We start from the raw sequence: 17,771 nt of genomic DNA, 5'->3' as shown, positions 1-17,771 counted from the left end.
CCCTGCGGCCAACTTCGCCCGGCCGTGCTGCCACCAAAAAACTTTCAGGGTCCGGTCACTGATCCGGCTCCACTGCCAATGGAGACGCCCAATGCCACAGGCCATCATTCGCGCCGAACGCGTTGAAAAATATTATGCCCAGCCGAGCGAGAACCGTATTCAGGTCATCTCGCCGACTGACCTGTCCATTGTGCCGGGTGAAATCGTCGCGCTTCTGGGGCCCTCCGGCTCCGGCAAGTCGACATTGCTGCGCATGCTCACGGGACTTTCCGTGCCATCGGGTGGCCAGGTGTACTGGCATGAAAAACCGATCGGCCAGACAGAGATCAACGTCTCCATCGTCTTCCAGAGCTTTGCTCTTTTCCCGTGGCTCACAGTGTTGGAGAACGTTGAAGCGCCGCTGCAGGCGCGCGGCATGGAACCCGCAAAGCGCCGCAAACGCGCCATGAAGATGCTGGACACAGTAGGCCTCGACGGCTTCCAGCACGCGTATCCCAAAGAACTCTCCGGTGGCATGCGCCAGCGTGTGGGCTTCGCACGTGCGCTGGTTGTCGAACCAGAAGTGCTCTTTATGGATGAGCCCTTCTCCGCACTCGACGTGCTCACCGCTGAGAACCTGCGTTCGGAGCTGCTGGAGCTATGGCAGAAGAAGACCATGCCCACGCAGGCCATCTTCATCGTGACGCACAACATTGAAGAAGCCGTGCTTCTTGCGGATCGCATCATCGTTCTGGGCCGCAATCCCGGCCACGTACGCACAGATTTCCGCGTCGCACTGCAGCATCCGCGCGACCGCAAGGCCGCAGCGTTTACGCAACTAGTGGATTACATCTATAAGGTGCTGACGCAGCCTGAAGCACAGCCACCAGAGCTACCACGCACCGCTGGCGGCAAGCGTGTTCGCGATCAGCGCTTGATGAGCTACCAGATGTTGCCGCATGCGCGTCCCGGCGGCATCGCGGGTCTTCTTGAATTGATGGTGGATCACGGTGGCAAGGCCGACATCTATCGCCTGGCCGATGATCTTGCTTTCGAAGTGGATGACTTATTGCCCATCGTTGACGCCGCCTCATTGTTAGGTTTCCTAACTGTTACAGAAGGCGATGCCACGCTTACCCCGAACGGCACCGAATACGCAAACGCAGAAATCCTGCGGCAAAAGGAGATCTTCCGCGAGGCCGCGCTTGAGCACGTGCTGCTGTTGCGCCAGATTATGCGCGCATTGGAAGCCAAGAGCGACGGATCAGTACCGGAAGAATTCTTCCACGACATGCTGGACGAACAATTCAGCGAAGAAGAAACTCTGCGTCAACTTGAAACGGCCATCAACTGGGGCCGTTATGCCGAACTGTTTGACTTTGACGCGCAGCGCCACCGCTTCATCCTGGCACACGCTGCTGAGCCTGCCGTGGAGACGCACGAATGAGGATGCTGCCTGGCAGCTTCAGTAATTTGCGGTCGCGGGGTGAGATGGCCATCCCGCGCACACTCGCGCGTTCACAGGCAGTACGTAGAAGCTGGCCCTTCCTTCTTGACCTGATCGTCGCCAGCATTGGTCTTGCGGCGTTCTATGGAGTGGTGCAGATTGCGCGGCTGTGGCTGGGCCACGCACAGCCTCAGGTCACATTGTCACTGTCACCACGAGCCTTGCCGCTGTATGCGCTCTATTCCGTCGTGCGCATGTTCCTCGCGTACCTGCTGAGCCTGGCGTTCGCCATCGGTTATGGCTACGTTGCTGCGTACAGCCGCAGGATGGAAGCGCTGATGATCGCGGTGCTGGACATCCTGCAATCCATCCCCGTATTGAGCTTCCTTCCCGGCGTCATGCTGGCCATGGTGGCACTGTTTCCTTCGCGTCAACTTGGCCTGGAACTGGGCGCTATCATTCTCATCTTCACCGGCCAGGTGTGGAACATGGCGTTCTCGTTTTACTCGTCGTTGAAGAGTCTCCCACGCGAGTTAACGGAAGCCAGCGCCATTTATGGCTACTCCCGCTGGCAGCGTCTCTTCCAGCTTGAGCTCCCCTTCGCTGCCATCGGTCTTATCTGGAACAGCATGGTCTCCGTTGCGGGCGGATGGTTCTTTCTGATGGCCTGCGAAATGTTTGTGCTGGGCCCGCGCGACTTCCGCCTGCCCGGCCTTGGCAGCTATCTGCAAACAGCTGCCAGTGAAGGCAACACCACGGCCATCCTATGGGGCCTGTCGACGATGATTCTCATCATCGTCGCAACGGACCAACTCTTGTGGCGACCGATCATTGCATGGAGCGATCGGTTCAAATTTGAGCAAGTAGAGAGCGCCCGTCATGTACGTTCGCCGCTGCTGGCCATTCTGCAACAATCCCGTTTTGTGAAGCGGATGCGGCACGTCACGCTTTCCCCCATGCTGGATAAGCTGTACCGCCATGAAGCGAAGCGCGGACCAACGCATGTCACGCTGGACGATGACGATCAGCGCTCGCCTTCTGCACTCGCCCAAGTCGTTCTGGCAATTGTGATTTTCGCGGCAGTGGCTTATGCCGCAATACAGGCACTGCATCTGCTACATTCCATCGACCGCAAGGAATTTGGAATCGTGCTCGGCGGGGCAGGTATGACGCTCTTGCGCGTGATCGCTTCCCTGTTTCTTGCGACATTGTGGACCGTACCCGTTGGTGTGGCCATCGGATCGCATCCACGTCTCGCCCGTATCGCACAACCATTGGCACAGATCGCAGCCAGTGTTCCTGCCACTGCATTGTTTCCTGTGATTCTGCTGCTTCTGCTGCGCAGTGGTGGCGGCATGAACACAGCGGCCATCCTGCTGATGCTGCTTGGCACCCAGTGGTATGTGCTGTTCAACGTGATCGCAGGCGCAATGGCCATCCCGACGGATCTCAAAGAAGTTTCGCGACTCTTCCGCTTCGGCACTGTGCAGCGCTGGAAGACCATCATTCTTCCTGGCATCTTTCCTTACCTGTTGACCGGCCTCATCACCGCCAGTGGCGGCGCATGGAATGCCAGCATCATCGCGGAATACTTCCGTTTGAAGGGTAAGACGATGACAGCCTTCGGCCTGGGAGAACAGATCAGCGCCGCAACCGATGCCGGCAACTTCGCAGTGCTGTTGCTGGCCACCATCGTGATGGCACTGATGGTGGTAACGATCAATCGCCTGGTATGGCGTCCACTCTTCCGAATAGCAGAATCGAAGTATCGCCTCGGCGCTTAATGGCTCCGGTTTGCATTCCGAAACGCATAGATCACTGCGAGCACTGGCGGGGCCAGCAACGCGCCCCACGGCGGCAATAGAATGCCACCAACGATCGGCCCCAGCATCGCTGCCCACCACGGCACCAGCGTGCTGCGCTTCAGTAACAGCGGTTGTATCAACACGCCATCGACAATCGCAATAAACGCATACAGCCCCAGCGTCCACCACAGCTTGTCCAGGTCTGTATCCACGGACGCGAAGAATGCAGCAATTGCAGGTCCGCATACGGCAAGTGCCGTTCCAATGCCCGGCACAAATTGACAGACCGCGGCCACCAGCGCCCACAACGGTGCCCACGGCACATGGATGAAGTACAAACCCACGAACCACATCAGGCCCACACACAGCGCATCGAGCGTGGTGGCACGCCACCATCCCATCAGCGCAGTGCCTGCTGTACGCAGATGGTCTGACGGTTGCGAAACGGAAGACTCATAAGGATTTGTTTGCCGATTGGGATACTGCTCGTCCGCCACGTTGTATTCCTCATCCATTGAGATGCATTGCGCATCAAGCCAGAAGGCAACGAAAGGCACAACCTTTGCGTTACCCTAGAAGCATGAAGATTGGCGTGCTTGTCTTCCCCGGATCCAACTGCGACCACGACACCTACAACGTGATCGATGCCGTCGCGCAACAGCCTGTGACCTTTCTCTGGCATGCCAGCGAGGATCTGCAGGGATGCGACGCCATCCTCGTCCCCGGTGGCTTCGCCTATGGCGACTATCTGCGCACGGGTGCGCTCGCACGCTTCGCCCCCATCATGGGTTCGGTGAAGAAGTTTGCCGCGCAGGGCGGCCCCGTCATGGGCATCTGCAACGGCTTCCAGATTCTCTGCGAGAGTGGCCTGCTGCCCGGCGCACTGATGCGTAATGCAGGTCTGCGCTACATCTGCAAGCAGGTCAACCTGCGCACCGAAACCAACGACTCGCCCTTCACGCACCTGCTGCAGCGCGGCGAAGTCCTCCAGATGCCCATTGGGCACATGGAAGGCAACTACTTCTGTGACGCCGACACGCTGGCCACGTTGAAGAAGCAGGACCGCATCGCTTTCCGTTACAGCACAACCGCCGGTGAGATCACTGCCGATGCCAACCCGAACGGTTCGCTGGAAAACATCGCCGGCGTACTCAGCGAAGGCCGCAATGTGCTGGGCATGATGCCGCATCCCGACCGCTCCAGCGAAACTCTTCTGGGCACCGCCGACGGCCTCAAACTCTTCCAGGGACTCATCGCGAGCCTGCAAACCGCCTGATTTGCCGATGATTGATATTCACCACCATCTATTGCCCGGTGTGGACGACGGCTCGAAGAGCCTTGAGCAATCCATTGCCATGGTTACCATGGCGGTGGAAGATGGCATCACTCACATCGTCGCCACGCCACATGCGGACGACACGTGGAAGTACAACCGCGAGCGCAACGCAGAACTGCTTCAACAGTTGCGTGAAGCATTACCTGCAGAAGTCGCCACAAAGATCACACTGGGCCTCGGCTGCGACTTCCATATGAACTGGGAAAACACGGAAGACGCTCACGTTCACAAGCGCCGTTACACCATCAATGAAACGGAATACCTGCTTGTTGAACTGCCCGATGTCGGCATTCCAAACCGGATCGATGAGCTGCTCTACCAGCTCCGCGTAGATGGCCTGACTCCGATCCTGACTCATCCAGAACGCAACACCACACTGCAACGCACGCGCGATCGCCTGCGCGAATGGATGAAGAGCGGCCTGCTTCTGCAGGTAACCGCAGGCTCCATCACGGGCCACTTCGGCAGCACTGCGGAAACCTTTGCATGGGAGCTGCTGGAGAAACGCTGGGTACACTTCCTGGCCACCGACGCGCATAACCTGGACCGCCGTCCACCGCACATGAGTTCTGCGTATCGACTTGTGGCAGAACGGCTTGGCACGGAAACCGCGCAGCGGCTTTGCATCACCAATCCCCTTGCGGTGTTTGAAGGCAAGCCCTGGCCGTCACAACCCGCACCAGTTGGCGTCTTTGAGCAGCAGTTTGGCGACGACGATGACGACGAGAAGCCCTCCTTCTGGCGGCGCATCTTCGGCCGCTGAAAGAAACAGAGTCCTTTCGGGAAACAACCTCATCACAATCAAGGACTAAATCTGTCGTAGATTGCGTTACGATAGTAGAAGCGTGCATTACGCCCGCTGAAGTTTCTGGAAGAAGGGCCCGCGCAGTGCACCTGGCAGAGTTGAAGCATGGAGAGAAGGCCACGGTGCTGGGTGTGGCACAGGGCGAGGCCTATTGCCACCTGTGCGCCCTGGGGCTGAATGCCGGAGCGGAAGTAGAAGTCGTGCGGACCCTTTCGCGCCGCACTGTCCTCATTGTTCGCGTGGATGGCTTTGATATTGCGCTCCGTGGCGAAACGGCTTCTACGGTAAAAATCCGCATGGAGAGTGCCCTGTGAGCACCGTAACGGTCATCGCAGTGGAGAAATCCACATCGGCCAAACCCGCGGGGGCCTATCACACCATTGGTCTCATCGGTCCGCCGAACGTCGGTAAGACCACACTGTTCAATCGGCTGACAGGACTGCGCCAGAAGGTCAGCAACTACAGCGGCGTCACCGTGGAGCATCGCTCCGGCAGATTGAAGTCCGGACAGACAGTCATTGACCTTCCCGGCGTGTGGTCGCTCACACCTGAAAGCGAAGATCAGAAGATCGCAGTCAATGTTCTGCATGGCGCGCAGCCCGGGGTCCCCAAGCTGGATGCGGTGCTGCTCGTCGTCGATGGTACAGCACTGCACCGCTACCTGGGCCTTATCCATGAAGTGCTGGCATGCGGTCTCCCCACCATGGTGCTGATCAATATGGCGGACGAACTGGTGGCACGCGACGGCTACATTGATCCGCTGGCCGTGGCACGCGAATTAGGTTCGCCTACAGCCCTGATCAGTGCGTCCCGCGGCACCGGCATGGAAGCCATCTCGCATTTTCTGAACGGGGAGCACGCCGCCGCACAGATTCTGCCTGTGCTGCAGGCCGGTGGTAACGCCGCTCCCGGATGCGCTACAGACTGCAACACGCTCACACGTTCCGGCGCATATCGCCGCCCGCATCATTCCAGGTTCACGCGCACTTTTGATCGCTGGGCGCTGCATCCGGTCGCTGGGCCGCTGATGTGCATCTTCTTCATCGCTGCCGCATTTCAGATCATGTTTCGCCTCGCCTATCCAGCAGGCCAATGGCTCAGCACATGGCTTGGGAACATTGGCATCGCGGCAGGTGCGCATATCCCGGACGCGATCCTGCGCGCCATCATCGTCGATGGTATCTGGAACGGCATCGCCTCCATCCTCGGTTTTCTGCCCACAATTCTCTGCATGTTCCTTGTGATCACGCTGCTTGAGGACTCTGGTTACATGGCACGCGCAGCCGTCATTGCAGACCGCACCATGGGCCACGTGGGCCTGAACGGACGCTCGTTCCTGCCGCTGCTCAGCGCCTATGCCTGCGCCGTTCCCGCCATCATGGCAACGCGCGCTATCCCATCCAAGCGCGACCGCCTTGCCACCATTCTCATCGCGCCGTTCATGACATGCAGCGCTCGCCTGCCGGTGTACGCGTTGCTTATCGCAGCATTCATTCCGCAGCGCAAAGTTCTGGGCAATCTGCTCGGCCTGCAGGCCGTCACGCTGATGCTGCTCTATGCGGTCGGTCTTCTCGCAGCACTGTTCACTGCGAAGCTGCTGCATTCCAGCGCACTCAAGGGCCAGGCATCGATGTTCGCCATCGAGCTGCCAAACTATCGTATGCCGCGCCTGCGCACCGTGGCACTGGCCATCTACGACCGCAGCATGGTCTTCCTGAAGCAGGTGGGTACGGTCATCCTTGTGCTGAACCTCGCCATCTGGTTCCTCTCGCATATGCCGTTCCACAATGGCCAACCCAGCGATGTGGGCGCAAGCTATCTCGCCCGGCTCGGCGATGTCATTCAACCTCTGCTGCATCCGCTTGGTCTGAATCGCAACGTTGGTATTTCACTGCTTGGCGCATTCGTAGCACGTGAAAGTGTCGTCAGCACGCTGGCCACACTCTACGGACAGGTCAACGTGGGCGATGCTCTGCGTGGCGAGATCGGCCTTTCCGGAGCTATCGCGCTGCTGGTCTTCTTCGCGCTTGCGATGCAATGCACAGCAACGCTCGCCGTCGTACGCCGCGAAACAAATAGCTGGAAGTGGCCACTGCTGCAATTCGCCTACATGACCGTGCTGGCTTATGGTGCATCGTTTACCACCTACCGCATTGCACTCGCCATGCACCTGTAGAAGATTAAGATTCTTCCACCGCCAACACCGTACATCCTCCACTAAGTTTGTTATCCTGTATCAGGAACGGGCGGATAGCTCAGCTGGTTAGAGCGCCTGCCTTACAAGCAGGATGTCGGGGGTTCGAATCCCTCTCTGCCCACCAACCGTTCTCGCAGCACACAACCAGGAGGCGATGGGGTTCGCCTTGATGCCCAGCGGCAACGCTGGAGCTGATGACTCCTACGACAGTAGGAGGCCCATTGCCCAAAATCGATTTCCGTCAAATCTTTAACGACCCTTTCAGCATGGTGCGTCACCTGCTGCGCTGGATTCCCCTTGCCTGCTGCGTCGGCATTGCTGCAGGAACAGCGTCCGCTATTCTGCTCGCCTCGCTCACTTATGCGACCAACCTTCGCGAAAACCATATCTGGCTGATCCTTCTGCTGGCTCCCGTCGGATGGTTGATGGGCCTGATGTATCGCCACTTCGGCAAAACCGTTGAAGGCGGCAACAACCTCATTCTGGAACAGATTCACGATCCCAAAGACGTCATCCCCTTCCGCATGACGCCACTCATCCTGATCGGTACGTTTCTTACCCATGTCTTCGGCGGTTCAGCAGGCCGCGAAGGCACCGCTGTGCAGACCGGTGCATCGCTTGCCGATCAGCTCACACGCCCACTCCGTCTGTCACCTCAGAATCGCCGCATCCTGCTGATGACCGGCGTCAGCGCAGGCTTCGGCTCCGTCTTCGGGACCCCCCTCGCAGGCGGCGTCTTCGGGATGGAAGTGCTCGCCATTGGAGCCATGGGCTACGACGCCATCGCCCCCTGCTTCCTCGCCGCGTTCGTGGGCGATCTGGTCACACGTGCATGGGACCCCATCCTCCCCGGCATTCGCCACACGGTGTATACCGTCTCAGAAGTTCCCAGCCTCAACGTACGCACCATCCTCTATGCGTCAATCGCGGGTGTTCTCTTTGGCCTTGTCGCCCTGCTCTTCGCGCGCATCACCCATGCCATCGCCAACATCATGCGCCGCTTCATCCATCGCTCCGAACTGCGCCCAGTCATTGGTGGACTTCTGATCACGGCGACGGTCTTCAGCATCGGCTACGCGCACACTGGCAGATATCTGGGACTCGGTGTTCCCACAATCGTCGCGGCGTTCCACACGCATCTGCCGTTCTACGATTTCGCAGCCAAACTCGTTTTAACCGCTGTCACGTTGGGAACAGGCTTCAAAGGTGGCGAAGTTACTCCGCTGTTCTTCATCGGCGCCACCATGGGCAACGCCCTCTCCTCGGTGATCCCTCTGCCACCTTCCCTGCTTGCCGGCATGGGCTTTGTCGCGGTCTTCGCAGGCGCTGCGAACACGCCGCTGGCTTCCACGCTGATGGCCATGGAGCTCTTCGGAGCCGAAGCAGGTGCCTACGCCGCCATCGCCTGCATTTTGAGCTATCTCTTCTCGGGACATGACGGCATTTACCACGCACAGCGCATCCGCAGCAGCAAGCACACAGAACAGCTCCCCCTGACACTGGAAGCCAAGCTGCAATCGGAAAACAACGCTGGCAGATCGCACTTGTCTCACGAATGGAAAAGAAATGCACAGGAAAAGGTTCAGGCAAAGCATGTCAACGAAGATCAAACCTGATACACTCAATCTTGTTGTTGGGCAGCTCGGTCTGGACCTGAAAAGGAACAAACCTCGAGCACCCAGAAACAACAAAGTGTGAACGCACTTTGGGGACGTAGCTCAGTTGGTTAGAGCGCTGCCCTGTCACGGCAGAGGTCGCGGGTTCGAGCCCCGTCGTCCCCGCCATACAAAACAAAGAACTTAGTTCTGTATGGCTCCTCAAGTGACAAAAAAATCCGGGTCCAATAAGGGTCCATTAAGCTCCAACCTGAGCTTTCTGCGGGTCGATCTCACCCGCTTTCTGACCCACGCCGGGAATCATCATCCTTACAACCTTGCTTTGTGCGGCGCGCTTGTTGGAACCCACTGCCTGCGTGTAGACGTCCAGTGTGATCCTGCTGTTAGCGTGCCGTAAAAGCTCCTGTACCGTCTTCACATCTTCCCCGTTCGCCTTCAGCAGCGTGCTGAAGGTGTGGCGGAAGGTGTGCCAGCCGATGTTCTTGTAGATGCCGTTCGCCCTGGCGACCGGCTTGATATACCGCTTCATGAGATTGTCCGGCCAATAGGGTTGTTCCCCCTTCATGGTCGGGCTGGCGAAGACCCAATCCTCTTGCATCGGATAGGGACTCTTCTTCCGCCACTGGAGCAGGTCCTCCGCCATGTAGCCGTCGAGTGGGACCGGCTTTGCGGAGGCTTCCGTCTTACAATCCCCGATCTTCTGATGCCAGATGGATCGGGTCACACGCAGCTCAAGAGTTTCGAAGTCCACGTCCGCCCATCGAATGCGTAGTATGCCGATTTACCAGGAGTCAGCCGCTACAATCTCCGTAGAGGCTGGCCTGTAATCCAGGACACGGATGCGCAGAACAAGCTGGAGATTGTGGTGCATCCAATCTGGCCCAGCAGTCTTGTTCAGCGAGAGAATTGTGTCAGGGTCGCACACGAACTGCATGGCCGCAAGCGTGCCGTACTGACCAAGTCCTGCCACCTCCAGCACTGGCGCTGCTTCTTTATGGGAGACCAGTCGTGTGACGATGGCATAATCCTGTGTGTCACGCGCGTCGAGCGGCGCAGACAGTATCCATACTCGGCCCCCACTGCGGTGGTCTTCAATGCGCGTCCGGCTGGTAAGCGTGAACCGCAGATTACGGGCCAACTCCATGGACATGGGATTGTTGAAGCCGCCAATTAAAATAGTGGGGTTCGATTGCACCTCCGCAAAGGAGATGTTGTTCGCAAAGCGTTCCTGTATTGGCTGGTGAAGGCTCGTCAGGACAGTGACTGCCTCCGCAACAGCGGCCACATCGCCCTCGGCCACGAAGCTGGAGGGGGCTGACTGAATCCCGGTGGAGGCAAGCGTTTGCTGCGGTGAAAAGTCGGGGAAGAACTCCATACCCGCCCCCTCCAGGTGGTGGGCCTTGCCATACGCGTCCGCAACCGGCTCCGAAACTCTATACACAGCGTTGCTACCTACTGAAATCAGAACCGGTGATCGCTTCGCCACAAATGGACCCCACATGGCAATGAGCGCCCTCTGATCGCGTTGCACGGTTCGTGCATACCACCCATAGACGCCAAACAGGAGAAGCAGCGAGGCCACCGCAACCCACTTCCACAGGGGATGGCTGCCTCGTTCAGAATGTTCAGAATGCGGATGCGTGACCGGCGGTGGAGCAGGCGGTGGAGTAGATTGGCCCGGTCCAGCCAGTTCAGGAACAACCGCGACGGCCAGCGATTCATTCACAGCAGGAGAGCCCGGAAGAGCTCGGGCAGTTTCCGGGCGCGAGGTTTCAACTTCGTCCGCTATGGTGAACACCGCGCGGTACGAACCTGGAGGAATGTCTATTCTGACCGTTGGTGCAGACGTGCGGGACTGATAGTACGTCGCCAGGCGTTTGCGAACATCCGCGGCCCGGATGCGCACCACCGGATCTTCGCCTGGGTCATACGCGGGCGGGCGTCCGAAGACCTCATCCCCACAACCCGCTCCCGCAGCATCCCCTCAACTCCTGACAGCGTATGCGTGACGATGTAACGCAGCAGGCTCTGGCACTGCTGCGACGCCCGAAACGAGGGGCTCGCCAAAATATCCGCGAGAGCCGCCTCCAATTCGTAGATGCGCAGGGATGAATTTCCCCGTTCCATTGTGGTTTCGCTACTCATCAAAACTTTCAAATCCACCCGAAGATGTATGTTACTCCCAAATTACAAGACAAGTTTTCCCTTTTGAATCAGCAACTTAGCGGGATTACTCCGGACAGAACCGTATCGTACCTTGTCCATCGTTTGTTGCCCACGGTGTAGTGCACAACTGCGCGACACATGTAAGGAGTTTCGAACGTTGTCTTTTCAAAAGAAGTCTTTCTCTGCCACCCTTGGACGCCGCTTGCGCGTGAAAGTCAAGGCTCCCGCAGTTGTTATGGCAACAGTCTGCCTCCTGTGGGGAGCCGTGGAAGCCTCATGCCAGGTGGTTCTAACCCGCGGAGACGCGACCGTACTGGTTGAGCCATATGCCCCTAATATTGTCCGCGTAAGCCTCAGCCTGCGCCACGACGATGCCGTCGCTGCACCGGGGTACGGCATCCTTGCGAAGCCTTCCATGGAGGCATGGACGCCCTCGAACGGAACCTGGGGAGACCGTCTGAGTTCCAGCGCACTAAGCGTCACTGTGGATGCAGCCCAGGTCCATACAAATAAGCCCGTAAGTGACATTGCAAAGTACTTCAACGGGTCCACGCCCTGGGTGGGCCTCAACTTCAATCTGCCCGGTGGCGCCTCCCTGCTCTCTCTGCAGGGCTGGCAGATGGCCGTCCCGAACTACAAAGACGGCACAGCCTGGCTGAACCATGACCGCCGCCCCTCCGACTCTCCGTTTTACGTGGTGGGTGCCAACTTCAGCGCCAATGAGAAGGAACACGACTACGGCATGGGGCAAAACCAGGAGGGCTACCTGGATCGCCGTGGCCATGTGCTGCAATGCGAGCACAACTACAACGCTCCTTCCGGCCAAAGCGTATGCGTTCCGTTCCTGGTCACCAATCAGGGGTACGCTCTGCTCTGGGACAATCCGTCCCGTACGACAGCCAGTTTTGGCTTCAATGGCCAGAACATCTTCACCAGCCAGGTAGGCCAAAGGGTCAGCTTCTTCATCATCGCTGGCGACTACGCCGCACAGTACCGCGGGTACCGCCTGCTGACCGGCGATACGCCGTTGCCGCCCAAGTCCGCCTTCGGCTATCTGCAGTCGAAGCAGCGCTACAGCTCCCAGGCAGACCTGTTGGAAGCAGCACGCGGCTATCGCGCACGTCATCTTCCCATTGATGACATGGTGGTGGACTGGTTCACCTACACCGTCATGGGCCAGATGGACATGGATTCTGCCAAGTGGCCCGATCCCACGGCCATGAACGACGAGCTGCACCGGCTGAAGATGCACTCCATGATCAGTGTGTGGCCGCGCTTTGTGCCGGAAAGCCGCTTCTATCCCATGCTGAAAGAAAAGGGCTGGCTGGAACACCTGGCCGACGGCACTCCCACGGATGGCCTGCCATACGACCGTGCCGGTTCCGATATCGACACCACCAATCCGGAAGCGGCAGCGTGGTATTGGAAGACGGTTCGTGAAAACTACGTCAGCAAGGGTTTCGACGCCTTCTGGGCCGACGAAACTGAGCCGGACGTTCCACCGAATGGCAGCTATCTCCACGTAGGTCCGGGAACGCAGTTCTTTAACGTCTACCCGTACTTCCACACTGCTGCCTTCTATAACGGCATGCGTAAGGACATGCACCAGAGGGCCTTCATCCTGGCGCGTGACAGCTACCTGGGCGCGCAGCACCATGGCGCGGCATTCTGGTCCTCAGACATCTCATCCACCTGGGACGTGCTTCGCCGCCAGGTGCCCACGGGCATCAACTTCGTCGCCTCCGGCATGCCCTACTGGTCCACGGACATCGGCGGATGGCAGGGTCTCCCATCGGTGCACAAGCCCCTTCACCCACCATTGCTGGATCCTTCCGACGCGCGCGACAACGTGGGCGGCTACGACGACTACCCGGAGCTATACACACGCTGGTTCCAGTACGGCACCTTCCAGCCAAATATGCGCTCACACGGCAGCCGTCCGCACAACGAGGTGTGGAGCTACGGCAAACAGGCTCAGCCCATTCTGGAGAAGTATCTCCGGCTGCGCTATGAGTTAATGCCCTACCTGTATTCCCTTGGTTGGCAGGCCAATCAGACTGGTGAGCCGTTCATGCGCGGCCTCTTCCTGGACTTCGGCTCCGACCCGAACGTGGCGGATCTGGGCGATGAGTACATGTTTGGCCCCTCGTTGCTGGTGGCCCCCGTAACAGAACAAGGTGCCACAACACGCTCTGTCTACTTGCCGGCTGGTACCGACTGGTACAACTTCTGGACGAACGAACGCCTTCACGGTGGCCAGCGCCTCACAGTAAACGCTCCCATCGATACCATCCCGGTGTTTGTCCGCGCCGGTTCCGTCCTTCCGCTTGGTTCCGTTGTTGAAAGCACTGAAGACCGGCAGACGATTGCCAGGGTCAAGGTCTATCCAGGCGCTGACGGAGACTTCACTCTCTACAACGACGACGGCACCACGTACGCCTACGAGCAAGGCAAATACCAGGTGACACACCTTCACTGGAATGATGCCAGCCGCAAGCTGACACAGACCGGGCCACATGCCTGGAGCGATGAGGCACATGTGGTGGAGATCGTTCATCCATAAACGGCACACACAACGCTTCTTTTTGGCGATCCTCTATCAGATCGCTCTACCTCAACCGTGACGGCGACAACGAGCGCGCCCCGGTCATTCAAAACACTTTTCAGGAGAGCCACAATGCGTAGTTCCATCATCATTCCATTCATTGAACGTAGACCGCTTCGCGGCATTGCGCTGGTCGCGGTGCTGTCCAGCGCAGCCGCGCTGGCGCAGGTTCCCACAGCCACCCTCAGCGGCACAGTCCATGACACTTCCGGCGCTTTGCTGCCGAACGCAAACGTCATCCTCACCAACTCAGCTTCAGGCGACACCCGTAAGGTCACCAGCAACTCGGCCGGTGTCTTTACCTTCCCTGCGCTGCAGAGCGGAACGTATGACGTGAATGTAACGGCCAGCGGCTTTGCCGGATTCACCCAAAGGGCTCTGCATCTTGATCCCGGCGATCAGCGCGCACTGAACGACATTCAGCTTGGTCTGGCAAGCAGCAGCGAACAAGTTGTGGTGACGGCTGATGCTGCGCGCATCGATACGACCAGTGGAGAAACCTCTGCCCTGATCACCGCACAGGACATCGAGCATCTGGCCGTGCAGGGGCGCGATGTAACCGAACTCTTTAAGATCCTGCCGGGTTTCGCGAACGCCAATCAGGGTATAAGCAACACCGCGTACGATCCGTCGCAGGTCGCTGTGAATGGGGCCATTGGCAGCTACGCAGCAAACGGCACGCCTCTCTCCGGTGTCAGCCTGAAGTGGGACGGTGCCAACATTACTGATCCGGGCAATTACGGCGCTGGCATTCAGAACGTGAACTACGACATGGTGAGCGAAGTGAAGGTGCAGGTTGCCAACTTCACTGCGGACCAGGCGCAGGGACCGATCGTGGTGAGTGCGGTAACGCAGGCTGGAGGCAATAACTTCCACGGCAGCCTCTACACATATGCCCGCACGTCTCAGCTGAACTCTGCAGACTGGCTCGCCAAGGAGCTTGGATATGTGAAACCACCAGACAGGTACGTCTATCCAGGCTTTACTATCGGCGGTCCGGTTCTAATTCCCGGGACAAAATTCAACCACAACCGCCGCATCACCTTCTTTGCCGGCGCTGAAGATTACGCGCAGCGCAATAGTTATGCCTACGGCGCCGCGTCATCGGCGATCGTACACGCGCTGGTGCCGACGCAGGCCATGCGCAATGGCGATTTCAGCGCCTCACAACTGGCCACCTACCTGGGATCCAGCATCTCCAGCAGCACTTACACAAACATCAACCAGGTTCCCACCGTTAATAAGTATGGTCAGGCAGTAACCAACGGCAACATTGCCTCATCGATTGACGCCGGCGGCGCGGCACTTCTCAACGCGTTACCACTGCCAAACGCTGCCAGCAACGGCAGCTACAACTACATTGCGCAGAATCTGATCAACAACAACATGTGGCAGGCTCTTGGCCGCGTGGATGTTGCCTTCTCGGATCGCTTCAAATTCTTCACACGCTACTCCATTGAGCGCGGTGCCAGCGGCGTGCCACAGGTCCCGTACTATTCGCCATCGTCAACCATCGGTGCGGTCAATACTCCGGGAGGCTTGCTCAGCACCATTAACTCGCAGAGCCTCGCGGCCAACCTTGCCATGGTGCTCAACTCCACCACGACGAATGAAGTCTTTGCCTCGTTCTCATACCTTAACCAGTCATTCCAGGCAAAAGACAACTCCCTGCTGCAAAAAAGCAAGTATGGTTACCCGTACGCTGGCGCGTATGTGAACGGCAGCACTGCGCTTCCACAGCTTCAGGATTACGGCGTGGATGGCCTGCCACTCGCGATGGTTCAGGACTTTTCCTATGGCCCCATCTATGCCAAGAAGTTCCTTCCGGATGTGGGCGATAACTTCACCAAGGTAGTGCGTTCGCATACGTTGAAGGCCGGTGTCTATGTGGAGCAGGTGGTCAACAACGAACGCACTCCGTTCGCAACGACCAACGGCGCACTTGCTTCCTACTACATAGGATCGACCATCACCGATGTGGACGGCAGCACATACACCAGCAGCGGTAACTATGTGGCGAATGCCCTGCAGGGGGTCTTCGGCAGTTATACGCAGCAGAATATTCTGCCCAGCAACGATCTCTATTTCTGGAACATCGACTTTTATGGCACCGACTCGTGGAAGGTGAACAACCGTCTCACCATCAACTACGGCCTGCGCTTGGAGCACCTGTCACCATGGAACGATCGTCATGGCCGTGGCGTGCCAATCTTCGACCCCAGCACACTGAACCAGGCGTCTTCGTCAACGCGTCCGTTGCCCGGTCTGCGCTGGCACCAGTATGACCCCACAGTTCCAACCACCGGCATCGATCCGCGCGCCTTCTTCTATGAACCGCGCGTAGGTCTTTCCTTTGATGTCTTCGGCACGGGCAAGACGGTCCTTCGTGGTGGATACGGGCAGTATCGTTTCCACGACTCGTTCAATGACGTCACCGATGCGGTAAGTCAGACCATCGGCCAGCAGACGACGTACGTCTCAGGTAGCGGTGGTGTCACCCTGGCGGGCGTATCCACACGTAACCTGTCCGTCAGCACATCAGGAACTGCGGTTTCTACCGCTGACACGAACATCCGCGGCTTCCTCCGCGGTGACAACGAAGCTGCCATGACACAAACCTACAGCGTCGCAATCGATCAGATTCTGCCTTACAAGACCCAGATCGAAGTTTCCTACATTGGCAACTCCAGCAACCATCTGTTGAATAACGGCAGCAATCAGACGGGTAATCTGGACAACATGAATGCGCTGTCCTACGGTGCGCTGTTTGCCCCGAATAGTTCGACCGGCGTGCGTCCCACGCCTACGACAGTGGCAAACTTTTCACAGAACACCATTGACTCGCATCGGCCATACGGCACCAATCCGTACAGCCCCTCAGCCGGCACCTATGGCTCCAGTCCGTATGCTTCCGTGAATAACTACACAAATATCTACGTACCGCAGCACGTTGCATTCTCAAACTACAACGCCTTCCAGGTTGCCCTGGCGCGACAGACAGGGCCGCTACGCTATGGTGTGAATTACACCTTCAGCAAAGCACTGGGTATTCTTGGTGCCGTGGGTGGCGGTAACCCAGTTGATCCAACCAACATGCTCCGTAACTACGGTGTGATGCCAACGGACCGCACACACATCTTCAATGCCAACTACTCCTATACCGTTGGCAGCCCTGTAAAGAATAAGTTCGCCGGAGCATTCGCAAATGGCTGGGAAGTATCCGGCATTACGCAAATTCAAAGCGGCCAGAACATTCAGGTCGCCCTGAACACGCCGAACTTCACGCCGGTCATTCAACTCAGCGATGCGAACTACGGCGGCACTACAACACAGAGTGCCAGCGTGGGCAGCCTTGCCATGTTGGGGACACCGGACATCACGGTGCAGCCCACCTTCAACTGCAGCCCACGCTCAGGCCTGGCGGCGCATCAATACGTCAACGGCAGTTGCTTCCGCCTGGGAGCACAGACAGCCAACGGCCCCACAGTGCAGGGACCAGCGTTCTACCCATACCTGCATGGTCCGCTGTATTTCCAGTCAGACCTGAATGCGTCCAAGGGAATCCACGTTACGGAACATCAGGTGCTCACCTTCCGTCTATCCGCCTTCAACTTCCTCAACCACCCCCTGTACTCGTTTAACTCAGCACGCGCAAGCGAGTATGGCAACCTTACCTTTACAGGCGCGAACCCCGGCTCGGCGTTGCCGCAGATCACCTCGCCCACCAGTGCCGGCAACTCCTTCGGTACGCTGACCCTGAAGCAGGGCCGACGTACGCTTGAGGTTTCGCTGAAGTACTCGTTCTAACAACAACA

The 17,771-nt window shown here is 58.2% G+C and carries 12 protein-coding genes, 2 tRNA genes and 1 riboswitch; of the genes, 11 read left to right on the top strand and 3 right to left on the bottom strand.

Going from position 1 to position 17,771, the window contains the following annotated elements; all coding sequences use genetic code 11:
* Positions 1-91: 91 nt before the first annotated feature.
* Together AB6729_RS02120 and AB6729_RS02115 are read left to right on the top strand one after the other, a co-directional pair.
* On the top strand, positions 92-1,426 hold the full coding sequence (locus tag AB6729_RS02120) for a nitrate/sulfonate/bicarbonate ABC transporter ATP-binding protein (protein ID WP_371079903.1): 1,335 nt from the start codon (positions 92-94) through the stop codon (positions 1,424-1,426).
* Positions 1,423-3,210, top strand: coding sequence for an ABC transporter permease (locus tag AB6729_RS02115; protein ID WP_371079902.1), 1,788 nt, complete (start codon positions 1,423-1,425; stop codon positions 3,208-3,210). Before AB6729_RS02120 ends, AB6729_RS02115 begins: the two co-directional genes overlap by 4 nt.
* Here the strand turns inward: AB6729_RS02115 and AB6729_RS02110 are convergent.
* Entirely contained in the window at positions 3,207-3,788 is a 582-nt protein-coding gene (locus AB6729_RS02110) for an AI-2E family transporter (RefSeq protein WP_371079901.1), read from the bottom strand. The genes AB6729_RS02115 and AB6729_RS02110 overlap by 4 nt on opposite strands.
* 23 nt (positions 3,789-3,811) lie before the next feature.
* On the opposite strand from AB6729_RS02110, the gene purQ reads away from it, so the two are divergent.
* The 7 genes from purQ (at position 3,812) to AB6729_RS02075 (ending at position 9,353) form a co-directional block, all read left to right on the top strand.
* On the top strand, positions 3,812-4,507 hold the full coding sequence (gene purQ, locus AB6729_RS02105) for a phosphoribosylformylglycinamidine synthase subunit PurQ (protein WP_371079900.1): 696 nt from the start codon (positions 3,812-3,814) through the stop codon (positions 4,505-4,507).
* 7 nt (positions 4,508-4,514) lie between these two features.
* Positions 4,515-5,330, top strand: a complete 816-nt coding sequence (locus AB6729_RS02100; protein WP_371079899.1) for a tyrosine-protein phosphatase — start codon at positions 4,515-4,517, stop codon at positions 5,328-5,330.
* 125 nt (positions 5,331-5,455) lie between these two features.
* Positions 5,456-5,686 carry a FeoA family protein gene (locus AB6729_RS02095; RefSeq protein ID WP_334241451.1) on the top strand — a complete coding sequence of 77 codons (231 nt, stop codon included), beginning with the start codon at positions 5,456-5,458 and terminating at the stop codon, positions 5,684-5,686.
* Positions 5,683-7,548, top strand: a complete 1,866-nt coding sequence (locus tag AB6729_RS02090; RefSeq protein ID WP_371079898.1) for a ferrous iron transporter B — start codon at positions 5,683-5,685, stop codon at positions 7,546-7,548. The genes AB6729_RS02095 and AB6729_RS02090 overlap by 4 nt, the downstream gene beginning before the upstream one ends.
* A gap of 68 nt (positions 7,549-7,616) precedes the next feature.
* Positions 7,617-7,693 (top strand) — tRNA-Val (locus AB6729_RS02085).
* A gap of 17 nt (positions 7,694-7,710) precedes the next feature.
* Positions 7,711-7,780, top strand: a riboswitch (Fluoride riboswitch).
* Positions 7,764-9,185: a voltage-gated chloride channel family protein gene (locus tag AB6729_RS02080; RefSeq protein WP_371079897.1), complete on the top strand. Its 1,422-nt coding sequence runs from the start codon at positions 7,764-7,766 to the stop codon at positions 9,183-9,185. Its footprint overlaps the riboswitch before it by 17 nt.
* A 91-nt stretch (positions 9,186-9,276) precedes the next feature.
* Positions 9,277-9,353: transfer RNA gene (locus AB6729_RS02075), tRNA-Asp, on the top strand.
* 70 nt (positions 9,354-9,423) lie between these two features.
* Here the strand turns inward: AB6729_RS02075 and AB6729_RS02070 are convergent.
* Both AB6729_RS02070 and AB6729_RS02065 read right to left on the bottom strand, forming a co-directional pair.
* The gene (locus AB6729_RS02070; RefSeq protein WP_371081178.1) at positions 9,424-9,951 is read right to left on the bottom strand and encodes a tyrosine-type recombinase/integrase; all 528 of its coding nucleotides are present in this window, start codon (positions 9,949-9,951) and stop codon (positions 9,424-9,426) included.
* 15 nt (positions 9,952-9,966) lie between these two features.
* Positions 9,967-11,094 carry a hypothetical protein gene (locus tag AB6729_RS02065; protein ID WP_371079896.1) on the bottom strand — a complete coding sequence of 376 codons (1,128 nt, stop codon included), beginning with the start codon at positions 11,092-11,094 and terminating at the stop codon, positions 9,967-9,969.
* 492 nt (positions 11,095-11,586) lie between these two features.
* On the opposite strand from AB6729_RS02065, the gene AB6729_RS02060 reads away from it, so the two are divergent.
* Both AB6729_RS02060 and AB6729_RS02055 read left to right on the top strand, forming a co-directional pair.
* Entirely contained in the window at positions 11,587-13,914 is a 2,328-nt protein-coding gene (locus AB6729_RS02060) for a TIM-barrel domain-containing protein (RefSeq protein WP_371079895.1), read from the top strand.
* Positions 13,915-14,028: 114 nt separating this feature from the next.
* On the top strand, positions 14,029-17,763 hold the full coding sequence (locus AB6729_RS02055; RefSeq protein ID WP_371079894.1) for a carboxypeptidase regulatory-like domain-containing protein: 3,735 nt from the start codon (positions 14,029-14,031) through the stop codon (positions 17,761-17,763).
* The last annotated feature ends 8 nt before the right edge of the window (positions 17,764-17,771 follow it).

Origin of the sequence: Terriglobus sp. RCC_193, assembly GCF_041355105.1 — a bacterium.
GTDB lineage: Bacteria > Acidobacteriota > Terriglobia > Terriglobales > Acidobacteriaceae > Terriglobus.
This window is presented reverse-complemented; position numbering and strand designations above follow the sequence as displayed.